Below are 16,923 nucleotides of genomic sequence, written 5' to 3'. Positions count from 1 at the left end.
TGGTCGTTTTTTTATCGCCTGTAAGATAGAAAAGTACACTCGAAAGCGGTGTTTCCTTTCTCCACTCACCGTTTCTTACAGGCTTTTTATAACCAAAAGTAACCCCTGAAGCGTTGATAGTGCTTTGGCTGCATTATTCCTTTTAAGTATGAGGTGCATCACATATTTCTCTAGCTAATATACCTACTTAGTAAAAAATTAAATATAATATAAGTATCGTTGGTTATTATGAGAACTTTTAAGCTATGAAGTTAAACATTCAGATGAAAAAAGACCATTTGCAAAGATTATCGAATAATTCGGTTTTTGAGGGCATATCTGAATTAATATGGAATGGGATAGATGCAGACGCTAATAATGTTGATGTTTATATCAATAAAAATACTCTTGGTGGGATAGAAAAAATCATCGTCAAGGATGATGGTATTGGGATTGATTATGCTGTAGCTTGTGATCATTTTAAAACACTAGGTGGTTCGTGGAAAAGAACAGTTATAAAAAGCCCCAAAGGAAGATTTTTCCATGGGCAGAAAGGAGAAGGTCGTTTTAAAAGTTTTGCTTTAGGGCAAAAAATTACATGGGCATCAGTTTATAAAAAAGGTGATATAGCAAATAAATTTGATATAGTTTCTTACAAGAACTCATTAGATGTTGTTGAAATATTTGATGAATGTGTTGCGACAGAAAGTAAAACAGGAACAATAGTTACGATTGAGAATGTAGAGGAAAAAGTAAATTCCTTATCAAAAAATGCACTAATCAAAAGATTGACTTACATATTTGCAGGATACCTTTATCAATACCCCGAGATTAACATCAGAATAGATGGGGAGAAAATAGACCCTTCTCAACTTGTTGATTCTGTAGAAACAATAAATCTTGATGGCAATATAGGAAGGCTCAGAATTATTCTGTGGAAAACGAAAGAAACACCCAATTTCTTTCTGTGCAAAGATGATTATTCTTGTTTATGTGAATACAACACTGAAAAACGTATCAAACGAGCGGGCTATAGCTATTCCGCTTATCTTTCAAGTCATATTATAGATAGCTTAAATTTATCGAATAATCTTGAACTTATTTATATGGATAATGAATTAACTCCATTAATTAATCATTCTATAGATAAGTTAAATGATTTTTTTAGGAACAAAAAAGTAGAGGAAGAGGCTAAAAGAGTTGAAACTTGGATTGATGAAGGTATATATCCATATGCCGATGTAGAGATAAAGACTGATATCGAAATAGCTGAGAGACAGGTGTTTGATATCATTGCTACGCAAGTAGAAGATAACCTTGCGAAATTTAAAAATAGTAGTACTGAAACAAAACAGCTTACCTTTAAACTCATATCTCAAGCCTTAAAGGATAATCCAGAGTCAATGGAAAAAATACTTGCAGAGGTGTTAAATTTGAACGAAGAAGATAGAGACACTCTTAGTGCATTACTTGATAAAACAACATTATCATCAATTATAAAGGCATCTAAAGTTGTTACTGATAGATTAAATTTTATAAGAGGATTGGAAGAATTGCTATTTGACAAAGATAGCAAGAAAGCTCTTTTAGAACGAGACCAACTTCATAAAATTTTGGAAAAAGAAACTTGGATCTTTTCTGAGGATTTCCAATTTTCAGGTAGCGAGAATTATCTGAATGAAATATTAGAGAAACACGCAGAGCAGCTTGATTATTACGATAAAAATATTGATATAGAAAAGCCTGTTTTGTTGTCAGATGGCAAGAAAGGTCGTGTTGATTTATTATTTCATAAAGCAAGATCCCCTAGAGAAGGTTACACAGATTATTTGATTGTAGAACTTAAAAGACCGTCTCAAAAAATAAATGCTAGTGTTATCAATCAAATTAAAAGCTACGCTTACGCAATAGCAGAGGAAGAACGGTTTGATAAACAAAAAACCTCTTGGACGTTTATTGCCGTGTCAAATGAATTTGATTACTTCGCTGAAATGGAAGCTACTCAAGAAAACAGGACAAGAGGATTAATTGTCGACTTAGGAAGGCTAAACTTGAAAATATATATTATGAAGTGGTCAGAAGTATTAAACAATGCGAAAACAAGAGTCGGTTTTTTTAAGAAACAGTTAGATTTTGACGCAACAAAAGAAACGGCTAAAAAATATTTGCATGAGAAACACTCAAAATATTTACCTAATATACCTAATTAGTAGGTTTAAGCCCGTTCAAACGGGCTTTTTTATTGCTCCTCGCCTTTTGCATTCATCACTTCTTTTAGAAGTGGTGGGCGCGGTGATGTGATCCAGATCACTTTAAAACTCGCCTGATTTTGGTATGATTAACGCCTATTTTTCAGTTTAGGAGTTAATTTATGAAAAAATTAGTATTAATTGGATTGGTTAGTGCGGTATTGGCTGGGTGTGCGACTCCGCCGAAAGAAGTAAATCTCTCACATAAATTTGATGCCGCTCAGGCTCAAAGTCAATTAAATGGCAAAGAAACGCTTAAAGGTAATGCGTTCTTAAGACAGGTAGGCGGAGGAATTGTTAATTGTGCAGGTTCTACTGTTGAACTCTATCCTGCTAACCCATATTCAACTGAACGTCTTTTTGCTCAATATCCTACTAGCTCTTGGGACGGTTCAGTATATAAAGCGAATATTAAGTTTACACCTGATGATAGCCGTTTTGAGACAGTGAAAAAAACGACAACTTGTGATTCTGAAGGTAATTTTGAATTTGAATCAATTAGAGATGGAAATTATATTGTAGTTACTCAGGTTGTTTGGGAAGTTCCTAGCCAGTACGGAATGCAACGACAAGGTGGCTATTTACTTAAAAATATTTCTGTCAGCAAAGGACATAAATCAAAAGTAGTTATAACTAAATAATGTTACTCAAACCCTGTTGACCTCAGCAGGGTTTTCTTTTATTAATTCATAAAACAAACCCCGAACACTCGCAATGTTCGGGGTTTTTTATTCTTAATCTACGTTATTAAAACATTAATGGAGAACCACTAATGCAGATAGATTTTAACCTAATAGAGGGGATTTGTAAAATGCTAGAAGTAATCGATAAATCTGACAAAGCTCGAACTTTTGCTTATGTGGTATTAGTTTTAGGATTTATTTTTGCGATGAGCTGGCTTACACCAAATTTATTGAAAGCCATTGCTGAATTTATATTGACGTTGAGAAATAGCTAGAGTAATATTTAATACATAGGTGTCGAAACCTACGTTAAGCGGTAATCCGCAACCGAAATCCAATGCGGTTTTTTTGTCTCTAGAATTTGGTGTTTCTCCTTTTCTCAGCCAAATTTAGTAAACGAAAAACGGTATATTTGCTCAATGTCGAGAGGGTGAGGAATACAATACCTTCGGGGAATAACTCCAGCTTCTTAACGGGCTTTCGAACCTCTCGACGCCCTACTTTTTAAGTAGGTAAATAAGTAGGTAAATTATTCGAAAAATCGTTAAGGGGTCAATTATGACTAATCAAATCTCAACTCAAGCAATCACTTTCTACGGTTCAGAACTCATTACTTTAAAAGTTGAAAATGTAATCTATACAGCAGTTCGCCCTATTGTTGAAGCTCTAGGTTTATCGTGGAGTACACAAAAAAGAAAGCTAGATAATTCAATAAGTAAATTCAACTGTGTTCATATGAACACGGTTGCAGAAGACGGAAAAATTCGAGAAATGCTTTGTATGCCAATCCGCAAACTTAACGGCTGGCTATTTAGCATTAATCCTGAGAAAGTTCGTTCAGATTTAAAAGAAAAGGTTATCTGCTATCAAGAAGAATGCTTTGAAGCACTTTATAATTATTGGCATTTTGGCAAAGCAGAAAGATCGAAAGAAAGATCGCAAACCACAGTTGATGATCGCACAGGCTTACGTGATGCCGTCAATATGCTAGTGAGCAAAAAAGGTTTAATCTATTCTGATGCGTATCAGCTTATTCACCAGCGTTTCAATGTTAATCACATTGACGAATTAAGCAAAGAGCAATTACCGCAAGCAGTGGAATATGTGCATAAGCTCGTCTTAGAGGGAGAGCTAATAGAGCCACCTAAAAAGCAAATAGTAGAAATTCCACACGAAGGGCGATGGTTAGTGATTGTAAATAAACACAATCCGCAAAACTACCGCATAAAAAATATGGACGGTTGTAATTTCGTTGATCATAAAAAAGCACGACAATTATTGCAAGAAACACATCAAACAGCCGATTTGCTGTTAGAACTTTCACGAAGAATGCGATTGATTGACGGCTATTATGAAGAAAATTTTAATACACCTATTGCCGAAACAAGAAATAGAACGTTGATTTAAAACTCAACCAAAACCAACCGCACTTTAGTTTAAGTGCGGTTGTAAATTTCTTGCTTTGCTATTGGTTATAGATTAAAATCTATATCAGATAGCAAAAAAGGTAATCGCTGCATGAAACAAGAATGGGAAGTTATTTTACAAGACCCGCTTTTAAGTTGGTTTGATACGTTGGCAGAAGATGATTTATTAAAAGTCTATGCTGCATTGGAATTATTATCAACAGAAGGTCCGCAATTAGGTAGACCGTATGCTGATACACTACAAGGTTCTAAATATACCAATTTAAAAGAATTGAGAGTGCAGTCTAAATTATCCGTATTTCGTTTGTTTTATCTCTTTGATCCAATTCGACAAGCTATTGTGTTATGTGGTGGAGATAAAAAGGGTAAAAAAGAGAAACTCTTTTACAAAGAGATGATCGCACTTGCCGAGAAAACTTACGAGGATTACCTTTCTGAATTTTCAAAGGAGTAAGAAAATGAGCGTAGCATTTAAAGATTTAATGAGTAAACTTCCTGCTGAAAAGCAAGCGAAAGTGAAAGCAATGGCTGATGATATGCGTATGGAGTTACAACTTTACCGCATTCGTGAAGAATTAGAACTTTCACAAAAACAAATGGCGGAAGCGTTAAATATTTCTCAGCCATCTGTTGTTGCACTTGAAAAACGTGGTAATGATATTAAATTATCATCAGTTAAGCGATATATTGAAGCAATGGGCGGTGTTTTAAATTTATCGGTTGAATTACCTACTGGGAAAACCGTCACCTTTAATTTATAAATACGGGGATTTGGTAGATTGAACCTATAAATATCGGAGGTAAACGATGAGTGAATTTAGTACCGCTTTTATAGTAGCAATGATAGGTTTTAAGCGAATATTGGCATTTATTCTGCTTGCTGTTGTTGGTTTCGTTTATGTCCATTATGGTGTGAAATTGATCGACTTAATCCCATTAAGTGATGAATACTATCGTGGTCTGCTATATGCGCTCATTTTACTGGGTATTCCCTTAATATTATGTATTATTTGGATTATTAAGATTTTAAGTGATTCAACACTAACCAAAGAAGAAAAAATAAATCGATTATTTGGTCGATATTGAATAATCCATTGATTGACACAAGCTCGCTATTTAGCGGGCTTTTTTTATGGAGGCAAAATGTCAACATTAGGTGAACTGGCGATTAAGCTAGGATTGGATACCGTTCAATTTCAGAATGGGTTAAAAAAGGCAGAATATGCTGCACGACAAACTGCAGAAAGAACCCAAACCTATCTAAAGAATATTGAAAAAGCCGCAAATTCATTGAATGACACGAATAAATGGGCAAGGCTAGGCTTTCTGGGGGGAAAAGGGCTTAGTGGGGCGAAAGCATTTTTAGCCTATGCAGATGGTTATACTGAAATTGGTAACCGTATGCGTTTAGTGCATAGCAATGCGATTGCAAGTGCACAGGCACTTCAATCTGTCTTTGATATTTCAATGCGAACAAACCAATCTGTGAATGCGACCTCAGAGGTATATCAACGTTTTGCCCAAAACGCCAAAACATTGGGGATTAATCAATCTCAAGTAGCAAGCTTAACTGAAACTGTATCAAAAGCTGTAGCAATTTCTGGTGCTAGTGCCGCCTCTGCTCAAGCCGCACTTATGCAATTTGGGCAGTCTTTAGCCAGTGGCGTATTTCGTGGGCAAGAATTTAATTCAGTAATGGAACAAACACCCGGTTTAGCAATGGCAATCGCTAGAGGTCTTGGGGTAACCACAGGCGAATTACGCCAAATGGCGAACGATGGTAAGCTCACAATGGACGTGATTATTCCTGCACTTGAAAAAGCCAAAGCCAGTGTAGATAAAGATTTTTCAACTCGCGTGCTTACCCTTTCAGCTGCATTTGAAAATTTGAGAACACAAGCAACAAAGTGGGTAGGGGAAGCTAACGAAACAACAGGCGCAGTCAGATTATTATCTGAAACAGTGGGGGCGGCAGCAGAGCATTTTGATTTATTGGCTAAAGGTATCCTTTATATTGGTGGCGGTGCAATTGCTGGGCAATTAGCCAAAACAATACAGATGACACAGCAACAAGCCACCGCAGCTAAAGTAGCCGCAATGAGCGCTCAACAAAAAGCAGTGGCAGATAAATTAGCGGCTCAATCAACAATGAGCTTGCTACACGCACAGTTAGAGTTAACCACGGTTGAGAAAGAACGAGCGATTTTACACACCCAAATTGCTTCGCAGAAAAAAGAACTTATCAGATTAACCAATGTTGAAACCGCAGCAACGCAGAAACTCGTTGTAGCTAAACGGCAAGCAAACTTTGTTACTCGAACGTTTGACAGTGCGTTAGGACTTGTTGGTGGTCCAGTCGGTCTTGTTACAGGGGCGCTTACAATTGGTGCGATGGCACTATATGAATGGTACGCCAAAGCAGAACAAGCTAGACAGGTAAATCTTGATTTTGCTAAGTCATTAGATACAACAAAAGATGCGTTGGATCAAATGACGAACGCAACGCTCGAAGCTAATATTGTTCGCACTAAAGACGCATTAAAAGAACAGCAAAAAGAGATTGAAAGACTACAAAAAGAATATGATGAATTGGTTGCTGCTGCACAAACCTATGGCAAATGGGTTGAAAGCGATGATGGAACACAGGTTTTTATTGAAAACGCCTATCAAGCACAAAAAGCATTAGAACAATCAAAACTTAAATATGAAGAGTTATCCAAGGTAATTGAAGAGCACCGTAAGACAAATGAGGACTTGGGTAATGAATTAAGAGAAATGGGAAATCGCGCTTATGAGGCAAGTGGGATATTAGGGCAATATGCCCAATATTCAGACTATGCTAAAAATGGTGCAGAGCAATTTATGCCCATTGTAGATCGATTGTCTAATGCAATGGACACCCTTAAAGGGGCAATTGGTGGTGCTAATGCCGAGTTACAAACATTTAATGCCCAAATGTTGGTTGTGCGTACATCGGAGGTGGCGAAATCTATTGCTGCATCACAAGATGCCTTAAAATTACGTACTCTAAAAGGAGCGGATCTCGCTAAGTTTAAAACGGAAAAGACGTTAGCCTCTCGAGGTGTAACTCCGGGTATGAATGGTTATCAAGATGCCTATGAGGCAGAGCTTGCTGCTCAAATGGCATCTCTACCGAAAGATGGGAAGAAAGGAAAAGGTGGCGAAAACGCCCGTCAAAACTGGCTAAATTTCTATGATGAAGTGCGGCAAAAAAGCACCTCTACCTTAGGTGAAATTGACCTAGAGCAAACCCAAATGTTCCGCCGCTTAGAAGAATACAACAAAAAAGGAGTTGTTAAACATCAAGAATATGAAGCAGCAAAATTGGCGATTACCCAACGCTTTAATCAACAACGATTAGAGCTTGCAGGAAAATATGCGCCAAATAAATTAGCAGCTTACAATTTAGATAAAGAACTTGCAGCGATCAAAGAATTGCAAGCAGCAAATCAGCTTACCATTGACGAAGCGAAACAAGCCTCAATGAAATTACAAATTGAGTACGCGCAAAATGTGGCACAAAATGCAGTTACGCCATTAGATCAACTGCGATCCATTTACGATCCTAACCAAGCTATACAAAATCAGCAAACACAGGAATTGGCTTTACTTCAAGCATTCAATGAACAGAAGTTGATGACGGAAGAAGAGTTTCAGCAGCGCAAGAAACAAATCATTGATCGTTATAAAAATGACGAATTTCAGCGTGAGATGAATAATTATGCCACGGGGCTGAACGAGCTTGGCGGTGCATTTGGTAATCTTGCTTCGATGATTGAACAGTCCGGAGGGAGACAATCTGCTGCGTATAAAGCAATGTTTGCTGTCTCTAAAGCGTTTGCTATTGCTGAATCAATGGTTAAATTATCACAGGCTATTAGCCAAGCTATGGCAGATCCTACTGCACTCACGCCAGCACAAAAATTCGCTAATATGGCAGCTGTTGCCGCAGCAGGAATGAATGTGGTTTCTCAAATTAGCAGTGTAGGGTTTTCTAGTGGCGGATATACCGGCGATGGCGGTAAATACACGCCTGCGGGGATTGTTCACCGTGGGGAATATGTGATCACCAAAGAAGCTACTGCACGACTTGGTTTAGGCTATCTTAATTATCTAAACTATGGCCGCCGCGGTTTTGCCACTGGTGGCGGTGTGGCGGTGCCGAAAGTACCAGTAGTCGGACAACGCGCCAATAACAGCACGCAAAACATCACCGTCAAAGTAATTAACCAAGGTGAGCCAGTGCAGGCAGAAGTCAGCACGAAGCAAAAAGGCGATCAACTTGAAATCACCCTTGAGCTGATGAAAACCATTGCACGCAATGAGGCAAACCAAGTGATTCAAACTAATTTCCGCGCGGGAGGCGCATTTAGCTAATGGAAACCTTTAAATGGTGCATTCGCCCTGAGTTTACCGTAGAGAACTCGCCTAAAGTCAATGAAATTGAGTTTGGCGATGGGTACACGCAACGGCAATCTCGGGCGATCAATAATTTATTGCGGGTTTATCCTGTGGTGGTGAAAGTGCGAAATAAAGTGCGGTTGGAAGTGGACGAATTTTTGGCTCGGCATAAAGGTGTCGAGCCTTTTTATTTCCACGATCCATTCACTAATTCTCGTAAAAAGGTCGTATGTAGTAAGTGGCCTGCAAAAATGGGCAAAACCTACACAGAATTTAGTTGCGAATTTAGAGAGATTCCGTAATCACAGCAGGCTTGCTATTTCTTGGATAGTGCAGGTATCAAGAAATTCAGCAAGTAAATCTTCGAGTGTTAGATTTGTGAATTAGATCACGCAACTTTTATTGTATGACGATTAAAAGTAGTTTAACATACTCGGCATAGCAAGGAGGCTCATCTTAATGATGAGCTTTTGATATTGTAGGAGCGCATGATGAAAAAACTTACAAATAATTTTATGATAAGAAAAACCAGTGCTTTGGTTGATAAAATCTATGTAAGATTGTTTCCATCAGAAATTCTCCCTGAACAGGTAGAGAATGGACCATTGGTGTTTCATAAAAACGGTAATATTTCGTTAAATTATAAAGATGAGCAGGTTAGAAATAATATTAGGAAGCATATGAAATGGCTTGAGCGAATCACGGTGGAAAAAAATTAAGTGGCAATATTGGTAATTATGCTTATTTTGATTCTCGGGTATTATTATTCGAGTAATTATCTACCTGAGCGCTTTAAATTAAAGCGGAGTACTGGTTGGGAGTCGTATGTGTTACTGGGTTCTCACGGCATTAAATTTGTTGTTAGGGGAGTCCTTTTCGTTCTAGTTATATGGGTATTTTTGTATGTTTTTTCATTTTTTTTGAATATACCGACTTATTTCGGTTCCAATTATCAGCCCTTTGAATTGCAAAAATATTTAATAATGGATATTTTAGAGGTTAAAGCATACAGTCTTCTGATTGCAATAGGTTCTATCTTAGCTTGTCAAACAGAACTTAATAAGAAAAAAATTGATGTCCCTCGAATTCATCAAGAGATGAGTGGAGCAAATAATATTGTTAGTTTGCTTTTTTCAGCTATGAATTCTCAAACTCCCGTAAAAGTTTCGCTGAAATCAAAGAAAGTTTATGTTGGTATTGTTGATGGTACTCAGTTTTCCTCTGCTGATTTAGAGAATGTTGTTATTATTCCTTATTTAAGTGGGTATAGAGATAAAGATAGATTACATATTATTTTTGATTGTAACTATTTACCAGTATACCAAAAATACAACATTTCTCATTCTGAAGATGAGGATGGATTAAGTCTAAAATATTTCCGAAATGTGATTAGAGTGTCAGAAATTGAATCAATATCGCTTTTTGACATGAAGTATTTTGATGATTTTGAACGTGTAACAGAAACAGAAAATAAGTAATAACTATATAAATGTTACGGCCCATTTAGGTTTTCCTAAGTGGGCTTTTTTATTGGAGAGATAAAATGCCCCAACAAGTCCCAATCCAAATGAAACTTGAGCTAAGTAAGCTCGAGCAGAACGCAATGATCGAACTGTTTGAAGTGGATTTGCGAAACCTGAAAGACAAAGATGGAATGAATGGCGAATTGTTCCGCTTTTATGCTGGCACAAACGAGATGATGCAGCCGATTGTGTGGCAAGGACATACTTATGAAGCATTTGGCGTAAAAGCCAGTGGTTTTGCGTTATCTGGTCAAGGTCCAAGCAACCGCCCAGAATTAACGCTTGCCAATATCAACGGTTTTATCACAGGGCTTGTGCAACGCTTTGACCAGTGTTTAGGTGGTATTGTCCGCCGTCGCCAAGTTTATATGCAGTATTTAGACGCGGTAAATTTTGCGGACGGCAATAAACAAGCCGACCCAAGTCAAGAAGTGTTAAGTTATTTTGTGATTGAACAGCTTTCTACCCTTAAACGCGATGTGGCGGTGTTTACGTTGGCATTACCCACAGAAACGGATAACGCATTGATTTCTGCTCGCACTATCACGGTGCAATGTGGTTGGCTTTATCGCTCCGCCGAATGTGGTTACACAGGTCCACCAGTGGCGGATGAAAAAGACCAACGCACCCGTGATAAAAATAAAGACAAGTGCAGTGGCTTAATTAGCGGTTGTAAGTTGCGTAACAATCTACGCAACTATGGGGGATTTGTGTCAGTTGACAAGCTGGGTTAATGGCTGTTGGTTGCCTCATGAGCGTTTGTGGCATATAGCGGTTGAACATCAAATTGTTTATCTTGCTCTAAATGCCATAAATCATATTGGGCTTGCATATTCAGCCATAAGTTCGGTGAAGTATTAGGCAAAAGTTTGCTAAGGCGCATTGCCATTTCAGGCGTAACGCTCGTTTTTGCATTTAAAATGCGAGAAAGTGTAACGCGTGTTACGCCAAGTTTATCGGCAACTTCGTTAATTTTAAATTCAGAAATAATATCTCTTAATACTTCACCGGGGTGTGCGGGATTGAACATTCTCATTTATTACTCCTTAGTGGTAATCTTGATAATTGACAATTTCTGCATCGCCATTTTCAAATTTAAAGGTCAAACGCCAATTGGCATTCACTTTAACAGACCAATGTCCGCTTAAATCCCCTTTTAATGGGTGCAAGTTCCAACCGGGCATATCCATTTCAGAGACATCACTAACGACATTAAGCGTGGTAAGTAATAAATGGAGCTTTTGAGCGTGCTTAGGTTGGATACCCGCCGTTGAGCCAGTTTCAAAAAATGCCTGTAAGCCTTTATGTTTGAATGAAATAATCATTGTCATCTCTACCTTGTGTATAGCGAGATGATACATTAATAAAGAGTGAGCGTAAAGCCTTATGTTACAAAATTTAAAAGAACAAATCATCACCTACGCTAAAGCCCAAGAACCGCACGAATGTTGCGGTTTTGTTGTTTTAAAGGGTGATGAAACGGTTTTTGTGCCTTGTGAAAATCAGGCGGAAGACAAGGAAAACCACTTTGAAATTTCCCCCGAAGATTTTTTGCAAGCAAATTCTCAGGGAAAAATCACCGCACTTGTGCATTCGCACCCGAACGGTGAACCCGTGCTATCGATTTTAGACCGCCAAACCCAACTAGCGGCAGACTTGGATTTTTGGTTGGTGTGCGATGATGAAATCCATATTTTCCCAAAAATCCCACCGTTGCTTGGACGTGAGTTTAATCACGGCGTAATGGATTGCTACACGCTGTTTCGGGATTTTTATTATCTCGCTGGGGCGGATTTTCCGAACTTTGAACGAGATGATTATTGGTGGGAAGACGGTTTCAACTTGTATCTCGACAATATTACAACCCACGGCTTTGAGCGTATTACGGATGAAAGTGAGGTGCAAATCGGCGATGTCATTTTAATGCAGGTGGGCGCAGATGTGCCGAACCACGCCGCGATTTATCTCGGTGAACAAATGGTGTTACATCACAGCCCGCGTCGCTTATCAAAACGGGATTTATACGATGGTTACTGGTTTAAACATACACATAGCATTTGGAGATTTAAGCAATGGTCAACGTTAGATTTTACGGTGCCCTTAAACAGTTTGGCGCAGCATTTAAGTTAGAGGCGGAAACACCAGCAGAATGTATTAAGGCTCTCACTTCGCAAATCCCAAAATTGAGAGAATTTATTCAGCAAGGATTATTTACCGTGCGCATCGGGCGTGAATATCTTGATAATCGCTATTTAGAAAAAGGCTTGTTTTACAAGCTCAAAGCGGGAATGACAGTGCATATTACGCCGATGTTAAAAGGGGCAAAAAAAGGTGGCGTTTTTCAAACGATATTAGGGGCAGTATTGATCGCAATTGCTTATTTCAATCCATTTGGCTATCTGAGCGGACCTGCGGTTAGTGCAATGTATGCAGCGGGTGCGGGAATGATGATAAGTGGGGTTGCTATGATGCTTACGCCACAACCATCAATGCCGGGGGTGAGCGATGAAAAAGAGAAAAAACAATCCACCGCATTTTCCAATCGTTCAAATATGATTGCGCAGGGTCGAATGGTGCCATTAGCGTACGGTCGAATTCTTACCGGTTCAATGGTGATTTCGCAAGGTGTGAGAACGATTGATGTGGAAGTGTTTAAATCGCAAGAGCAAGAAGTTGGGTTTAGGAAAGGTCGATTATAAGGAGTAAATTATGGGTAAAGGTGGTGGCGGCGGTCATACGCCCGTTGAAGCACCGGAGAGCGGACGCTCAAAGCAACTGGTAAACATTGTTGAGATTATTTCAGAGGGAGAAATCCAAGGCTTGGTGAATGGCGTGAAGTCAGTGTTTTTGGACAAAACCCCAATCCAAGCGAGCGATGATAGTTACAACTTTAATAATGTAGATGCCCAAGGGCGCATTGGCGCACAAGACCAAGACATAATGGAGGGGTTTAACACCTCCGAAAAAGAGGTTGCAGTCAGCGCACAGGTACGCAAAACCGTGCCGATTACTCGTACTATTACGGATAGCAAAGTTTCTCGTCTGCGCTTAACGCTTGGTGTGCAATCGCTATTTAGTCAAAACGACCAAGGCGATACTAATGGCACTAGAGTTGATTTGAATGTCATCATAGGTGAACAAATTTACCCCGTAACTATTGAGGGCAAATACAGCTCACAATATTTACGCCAGTTTGAGTACGGCGATTTGCCTCCAGTGCCATTTCAAGTGCGGGTTGAGCGTTTAACTGACGATAGCAAAAGCCAACGTTTACAAAATAACACGTTATGGTCAAGCTACACAGAAATCATCGAAACGCAGTTTACTTACCCTAATACTGCGCTTGTTGGCATTCAGTTTGATTCCGAATATTTCGGTTCAATCCCAAACCGTAACTACGAAATCTACGGCATTAAGCTCAAAGTGCCAAGCAACTATGACCCTATCAACCGCACTTATGACGGATTATGGGACGGTACGTTTAAGATTGCATGGTCAAATAACCCAGCGTGGGTGTTATATGATTTGATGACCAACAAGCGTTATGGCTTAGGTCAACGATTGGGCGAGTTTAGCGTGGATAAGTGGACGCTTTACCAAGTAGCGCAATATTGCGACCAACTTGTGCCAGACGGCTTTGGTGGCAAAGAACCCCGTTTTACCTGTAATGCTTGGCTGGTTGAGCAACGTAAAGCCTATGATGTCATCAATGATATTTGCTCAATCTTTAGAGCAATGCCCGTGTGGAATGGGCGTGAATTCACTGTCGTGATGGATAGACCCACCGACCCAGTATGGACGTACACCAACGCTAACGTAGTGGGTGGCGAATTTAGCTATCAATATTCTGCACTTAAAGCGCGACATAACGAAATCCACGTTGAATATATTGACGCTTCGGACAGTTATGAAAAGAAAGTGGAAGTGGTATCAGATGATGCCTTAATCCGTCGCTACGGGTTAAATATCAAAAAGGTAACGGCTTTTGGTTGCACTTCGCGCGGACAAGCACATCGTACGGGAAAATGGATTTTAGAAACGGAACGCTTAGAGACTAAAACCGTAACTTTTAGCGTGGGCGCAGAAGGTTTAATGCATATCCCCGGTGATATTATTCGTGTGGCAGACAGTGATTATGCAGCGACGAATATCGGCGGACGTGTTTTAGCGATTGATGGGCGCAAAGCCATTTTAGACCGTGAGATTACAATCTCGGGTAAAAGTTATTTGACCTATATCAACGCTGAAGGTAAGCACAAAGACATTCGCATTCTGGGCGTGGCAGAAGGTAATCAGGCGGTGCTAGAAACTATGCCTGAAGATTTAGTGCCTTATACGGTCTGGACGCTTACTACGCAACAAATCAATGTACAGCTCTTTAAATGCCTTTCAATCAGCGAAGAGGAAAAAGGCAAGTACACTATTGTTGCCTTGCAACACGAACCGCAAAAAGAAGCCATTGTGGATAACGGTGCCGTGTTTGAACCAAGAGAAACTACACTCGCCACAAGCGGTTTACGCAAAGTGGATAATGTCTCAGTACAGGCCAATAGCGACGGTATTGAGCTAAGTTTTGATGCCATTGTACAAAATAGTGCAATGGTGAAGTACCAGATTAAACTCTATCGTGACGGCAAGTTTTACAAGCTGCATGACAATCTCACCACACCGAAGATGACTTTTGTTGGCTTGCCTGATGGCGAGTATATTGCCGAAGTTCGTGCTAAAAATGCCCAAGGGCAACTTTCTGAACCAGTCACAAAAACCTTTACCGTGCGTTTGGCGGTCAGCGAATTGGTTACTGTACCAAAAATGTTTGCTATCGAATTGAACTGGCGTAACCCGATTTTTGCTAATCCGAAAACGGCGATTGAAATTTGGGTGAGCCAAGATAATCAATTTGCCAATGCACGCAAACTGGTGAGCCTTGCTTATCCAACAAGTAGCTATACCTACACAGGCTTAGGTTTAAATGACCGGTTTTGGTTCTGGGTGAGAATGGTCGATGGAGATAATGCGGGGCAATTTACCGACGCAGTAGAGGGGCGACCAAGTCAAGATGCTACTGCCTTGACTGACTATTTGCATGGTCAAATCACCAAAAGCGAACTCGGGCAAAGCCTGATTGATAGCTTGCAAGCGGATATTGATACAGCGGTAGATGCGGAGACCCAAGCACGCTTAGCTTCAATAAGAGAAGAAAGTGCAAAATTGACAGCAAAAATCCAAGCTGAGGTCTCAACACGAGGCACTGCTATTTCACAGCTGAAAAATGTGGATGCTCAACAGGCGCAAAAAATTACCACGTTAACGGCTAAAGCTGAGCAGGCATTATCTGGCTTAGAAGCAGAAAAAGTAGCAAGAGCAAAAGGCGATGAAGCGGAAGCACGGCAACGTACCGCTCTTACATCAAGAGTAGCAAGCGCAGAAAGTGGATTGACTAATCTACAACGCACTCTCAGCACGCAGGCACAAAGCCTGTCTGAAGTTAGTCAAAACCTGAATGCGAGATTGAATAATTTACAAATTGGCGGACGAAATTATGCCGATGATGGTGATTTTTCAAATGATGTATGGTTTTTTTCATCACATCATCCAGATGACAAACACATTGATATTAACGATGGCGTTGTTACCGTTACAGGTACAGCAATTGGCTGGAAGCAGTTGCAGTTATTATCTAAGTCTGCTTGGGGGGCAAAAGTCTCAAAAAGCCTCGGAAAAATTGATGTCGGTGATAATTATACGCTAAGTTTTGAGGCTCGTTGTGTCAGAGGTAGCCCTCAAATGTGGATGAGAGTACGTGAAAACCGCCGAAATGGATTGCCGACGGTTGAACGGATTGGTACAGGTTATATTGACTTGACCAACGAATGGCGACGATACTCCGTAACCGGTCTATTACAAAATGACGCTGAAAATTTTGATTTCTGGCGCATTATTTTAGGTTATAACCAAATTGGTCAAGTGCAATACCGCAAAGTTAAGCTCGAAAAAGGTACTGTGGCGACAGACTGGACACCCGCGCCCGAAGACTTAGAAAGTGCAGTAGAAGCAGTAAGTGCGGATTTGACAAGCTACAAATCTACACAAGTCAGCAAAGAGAAAGCCCTTGGTCAACGTATTGATACTGTAACCGCATCTATTAATGATGCCAAAGCACAAATTTCTACCGTAAGCAGAGCTGTTGCGACAACAGACGGCAAGCTATCTGCTACTCACACCATCAAAACGCAAACCATTGCAGGCGGTCGTAAAGCAATTGCCGGCATTGCGCTAGGTGCATCAGGGGATAACCGCACAGCGGAAAGCAGTGTGATTGTAATGGCGGATAAGTTTGGTGTGGTGAAAAATGCCAGTGATGGTAATGTGGTGCCGATGTTGTCATTAGTCAACCATAAAGGCAACACCACGCTAGGTTTAAACGGTAGTATCGTAACAACAGGTCCAGTAGTTGGGAGTGAATTTATTGGTGGCTCTATTGATATCTCTGGGCAAGACGGGTCACTAGTTGTTGGTCGAACTGGACGATTTCAACTTAGGGCTAGCAGTGCGAATCGGGGGCTTGTTATGACAAACGATCAAATTATTGTTTATGATGAAAACGGCAGGGTGAGAGTAAAAATAGGGAGATTGTAGG

The 16,923-nt window shown here is 39.9% G+C and carries 17 protein-coding genes; 15 read left to right on the top strand and 2 right to left on the bottom strand.

Annotated features, from left to right (window positions below):
* The first annotated feature begins 245 nt into the window (after positions 1-245).
* The 12 genes from L5B83_RS02810 (at position 246) to L5B83_RS02755 (ending at position 11,017) form a co-directional block, all read left to right on the top strand.
* Complete coding sequence (locus L5B83_RS02810; RefSeq protein WP_265777498.1) at positions 246-2,189, top strand: ATP-binding protein; 1,944 nt, start codon at positions 246-248, stop codon at positions 2,187-2,189.
* Between the two features lie 161 nt (positions 2,190-2,350).
* Complete coding sequence (locus L5B83_RS02805; protein ID WP_265777497.1) at positions 2,351-2,869, top strand: hypothetical protein; 519 nt, start codon at positions 2,351-2,353, stop codon at positions 2,867-2,869.
* 170 nt (positions 2,870-3,039) lie between these two features.
* The gene (locus L5B83_RS02800) at positions 3,040-3,186 is read left to right on the top strand and encodes a hypothetical protein (RefSeq protein ID WP_265777496.1); all 147 of its coding nucleotides are present in this window, start codon (positions 3,040-3,042) and stop codon (positions 3,184-3,186) included.
* A gap of 283 nt (positions 3,187-3,469) precedes the next feature.
* Positions 3,470-4,318, top strand: coding sequence for a phage antirepressor N-terminal domain-containing protein (locus L5B83_RS02795; RefSeq protein WP_265777495.1), 849 nt, complete (start codon positions 3,470-3,472; stop codon positions 4,316-4,318).
* 111 nt (positions 4,319-4,429) lie between these two features.
* Positions 4,430-4,792 (top strand): type II toxin-antitoxin system RelE/ParE family toxin, encoded by a 363-nt coding sequence (locus L5B83_RS02790; protein WP_250350306.1) that lies wholly within the window; start codon positions 4,430-4,432, stop codon positions 4,790-4,792.
* 4 nt (positions 4,793-4,796) lie between these two features.
* Entirely contained in the window at positions 4,797-5,099 is a 303-nt protein-coding gene (locus L5B83_RS02785; RefSeq protein ID WP_250350305.1) for an XRE family transcriptional regulator, read from the top strand.
* 46 nt (positions 5,100-5,145) lie between these two features.
* Positions 5,146-5,424, top strand: coding sequence for a hypothetical protein (locus L5B83_RS02780; RefSeq protein ID WP_265777494.1), 279 nt, complete (start codon positions 5,146-5,148; stop codon positions 5,422-5,424).
* A 57-nt stretch (positions 5,425-5,481) separates the two neighbouring features.
* Positions 5,482-8,736 carry a tape measure protein gene (locus tag L5B83_RS02775; protein WP_265777493.1) on the top strand — a complete coding sequence of 1,085 codons (3,255 nt, stop codon included), beginning with the start codon at positions 5,482-5,484 and terminating at the stop codon, positions 8,734-8,736.
* Complete coding sequence (locus L5B83_RS02770; protein WP_265777492.1) at positions 8,736-9,062, top strand: phage tail protein; 327 nt, start codon at positions 8,736-8,738, stop codon at positions 9,060-9,062. The genes L5B83_RS02775 and L5B83_RS02770 overlap by 1 nt, the downstream gene beginning before the upstream one ends.
* Before the next feature lie 186 nt (positions 9,063-9,248).
* The gene (locus L5B83_RS02765; protein ID WP_265777491.1) at positions 9,249-9,479 is read left to right on the top strand and encodes a hypothetical protein; all 231 of its coding nucleotides are present in this window, start codon (positions 9,249-9,251) and stop codon (positions 9,477-9,479) included.
* A 108-nt stretch (positions 9,480-9,587) separates the two neighbouring features.
* On the top strand, positions 9,588-10,238 hold the full coding sequence (locus tag L5B83_RS02760) for a hypothetical protein (RefSeq protein WP_265777490.1): 651 nt from the start codon (positions 9,588-9,590) through the stop codon (positions 10,236-10,238).
* A gap of 65 nt (positions 10,239-10,303) precedes the next feature.
* Positions 10,304-11,017, top strand: a complete 714-nt coding sequence (locus tag L5B83_RS02755) for a phage minor tail protein L (protein WP_265777489.1) — start codon at positions 10,304-10,306, stop codon at positions 11,015-11,017.
* Here the strand turns inward: L5B83_RS02755 and L5B83_RS02750 are convergent.
* On the bottom strand, positions 11,014-11,319 hold the full coding sequence (locus tag L5B83_RS02750) for a HigA family addiction module antitoxin (RefSeq protein ID WP_265777488.1): 306 nt from the start codon (positions 11,317-11,319) through the stop codon (positions 11,014-11,016). The genes L5B83_RS02755 and L5B83_RS02750 overlap by 4 nt on opposite strands.
* A gap of 10 nt (positions 11,320-11,329) precedes the next feature.
* Positions 11,330-11,608: a type II toxin-antitoxin system RelE/ParE family toxin gene (locus L5B83_RS02745; RefSeq protein ID WP_250351695.1), complete on the bottom strand. Its 279-nt coding sequence runs from the start codon at positions 11,606-11,608 to the stop codon at positions 11,330-11,332.
* A gap of 61 nt (positions 11,609-11,669) precedes the next feature.
* On the opposite strand from L5B83_RS02745, the gene L5B83_RS02740 reads away from it, so the two are divergent.
* The 3 genes from L5B83_RS02740 to L5B83_RS02730 are packed head-to-tail and all read left to right on the top strand — an operon-like array spanning position 11,670 to position 16,922.
* Positions 11,670-12,413 (top strand): C40 family peptidase, encoded by a 744-nt coding sequence (locus L5B83_RS02740; protein WP_265777487.1) that lies wholly within the window; start codon positions 11,670-11,672, stop codon positions 12,411-12,413.
* Complete coding sequence (locus L5B83_RS02735; protein ID WP_265777486.1) at positions 12,356-12,982, top strand: tail assembly protein; 627 nt, start codon at positions 12,356-12,358, stop codon at positions 12,980-12,982. The genes L5B83_RS02740 and L5B83_RS02735 overlap by 58 nt, the downstream gene beginning before the upstream one ends.
* A gap of 10 nt (positions 12,983-12,992) precedes the next feature.
* Positions 12,993-16,922, top strand: coding sequence for a phage tail protein (locus L5B83_RS02730; protein ID WP_265777485.1), 3,930 nt, complete (start codon positions 12,993-12,995; stop codon positions 16,920-16,922).
* Position 16,923 lies beyond the last annotated feature (1 nt).

This window comes from Avibacterium sp. 21-599 (assembly GCF_026226765.1).
Taxonomy (GTDB): domain Bacteria; phylum Pseudomonadota; class Gammaproteobacteria; order Enterobacterales; family Pasteurellaceae; genus Avibacterium.
The sequence above is the reverse complement of the archived record's forward strand: the minus strand, read 5'-3'. Positions and strand labels throughout refer to the sequence as shown.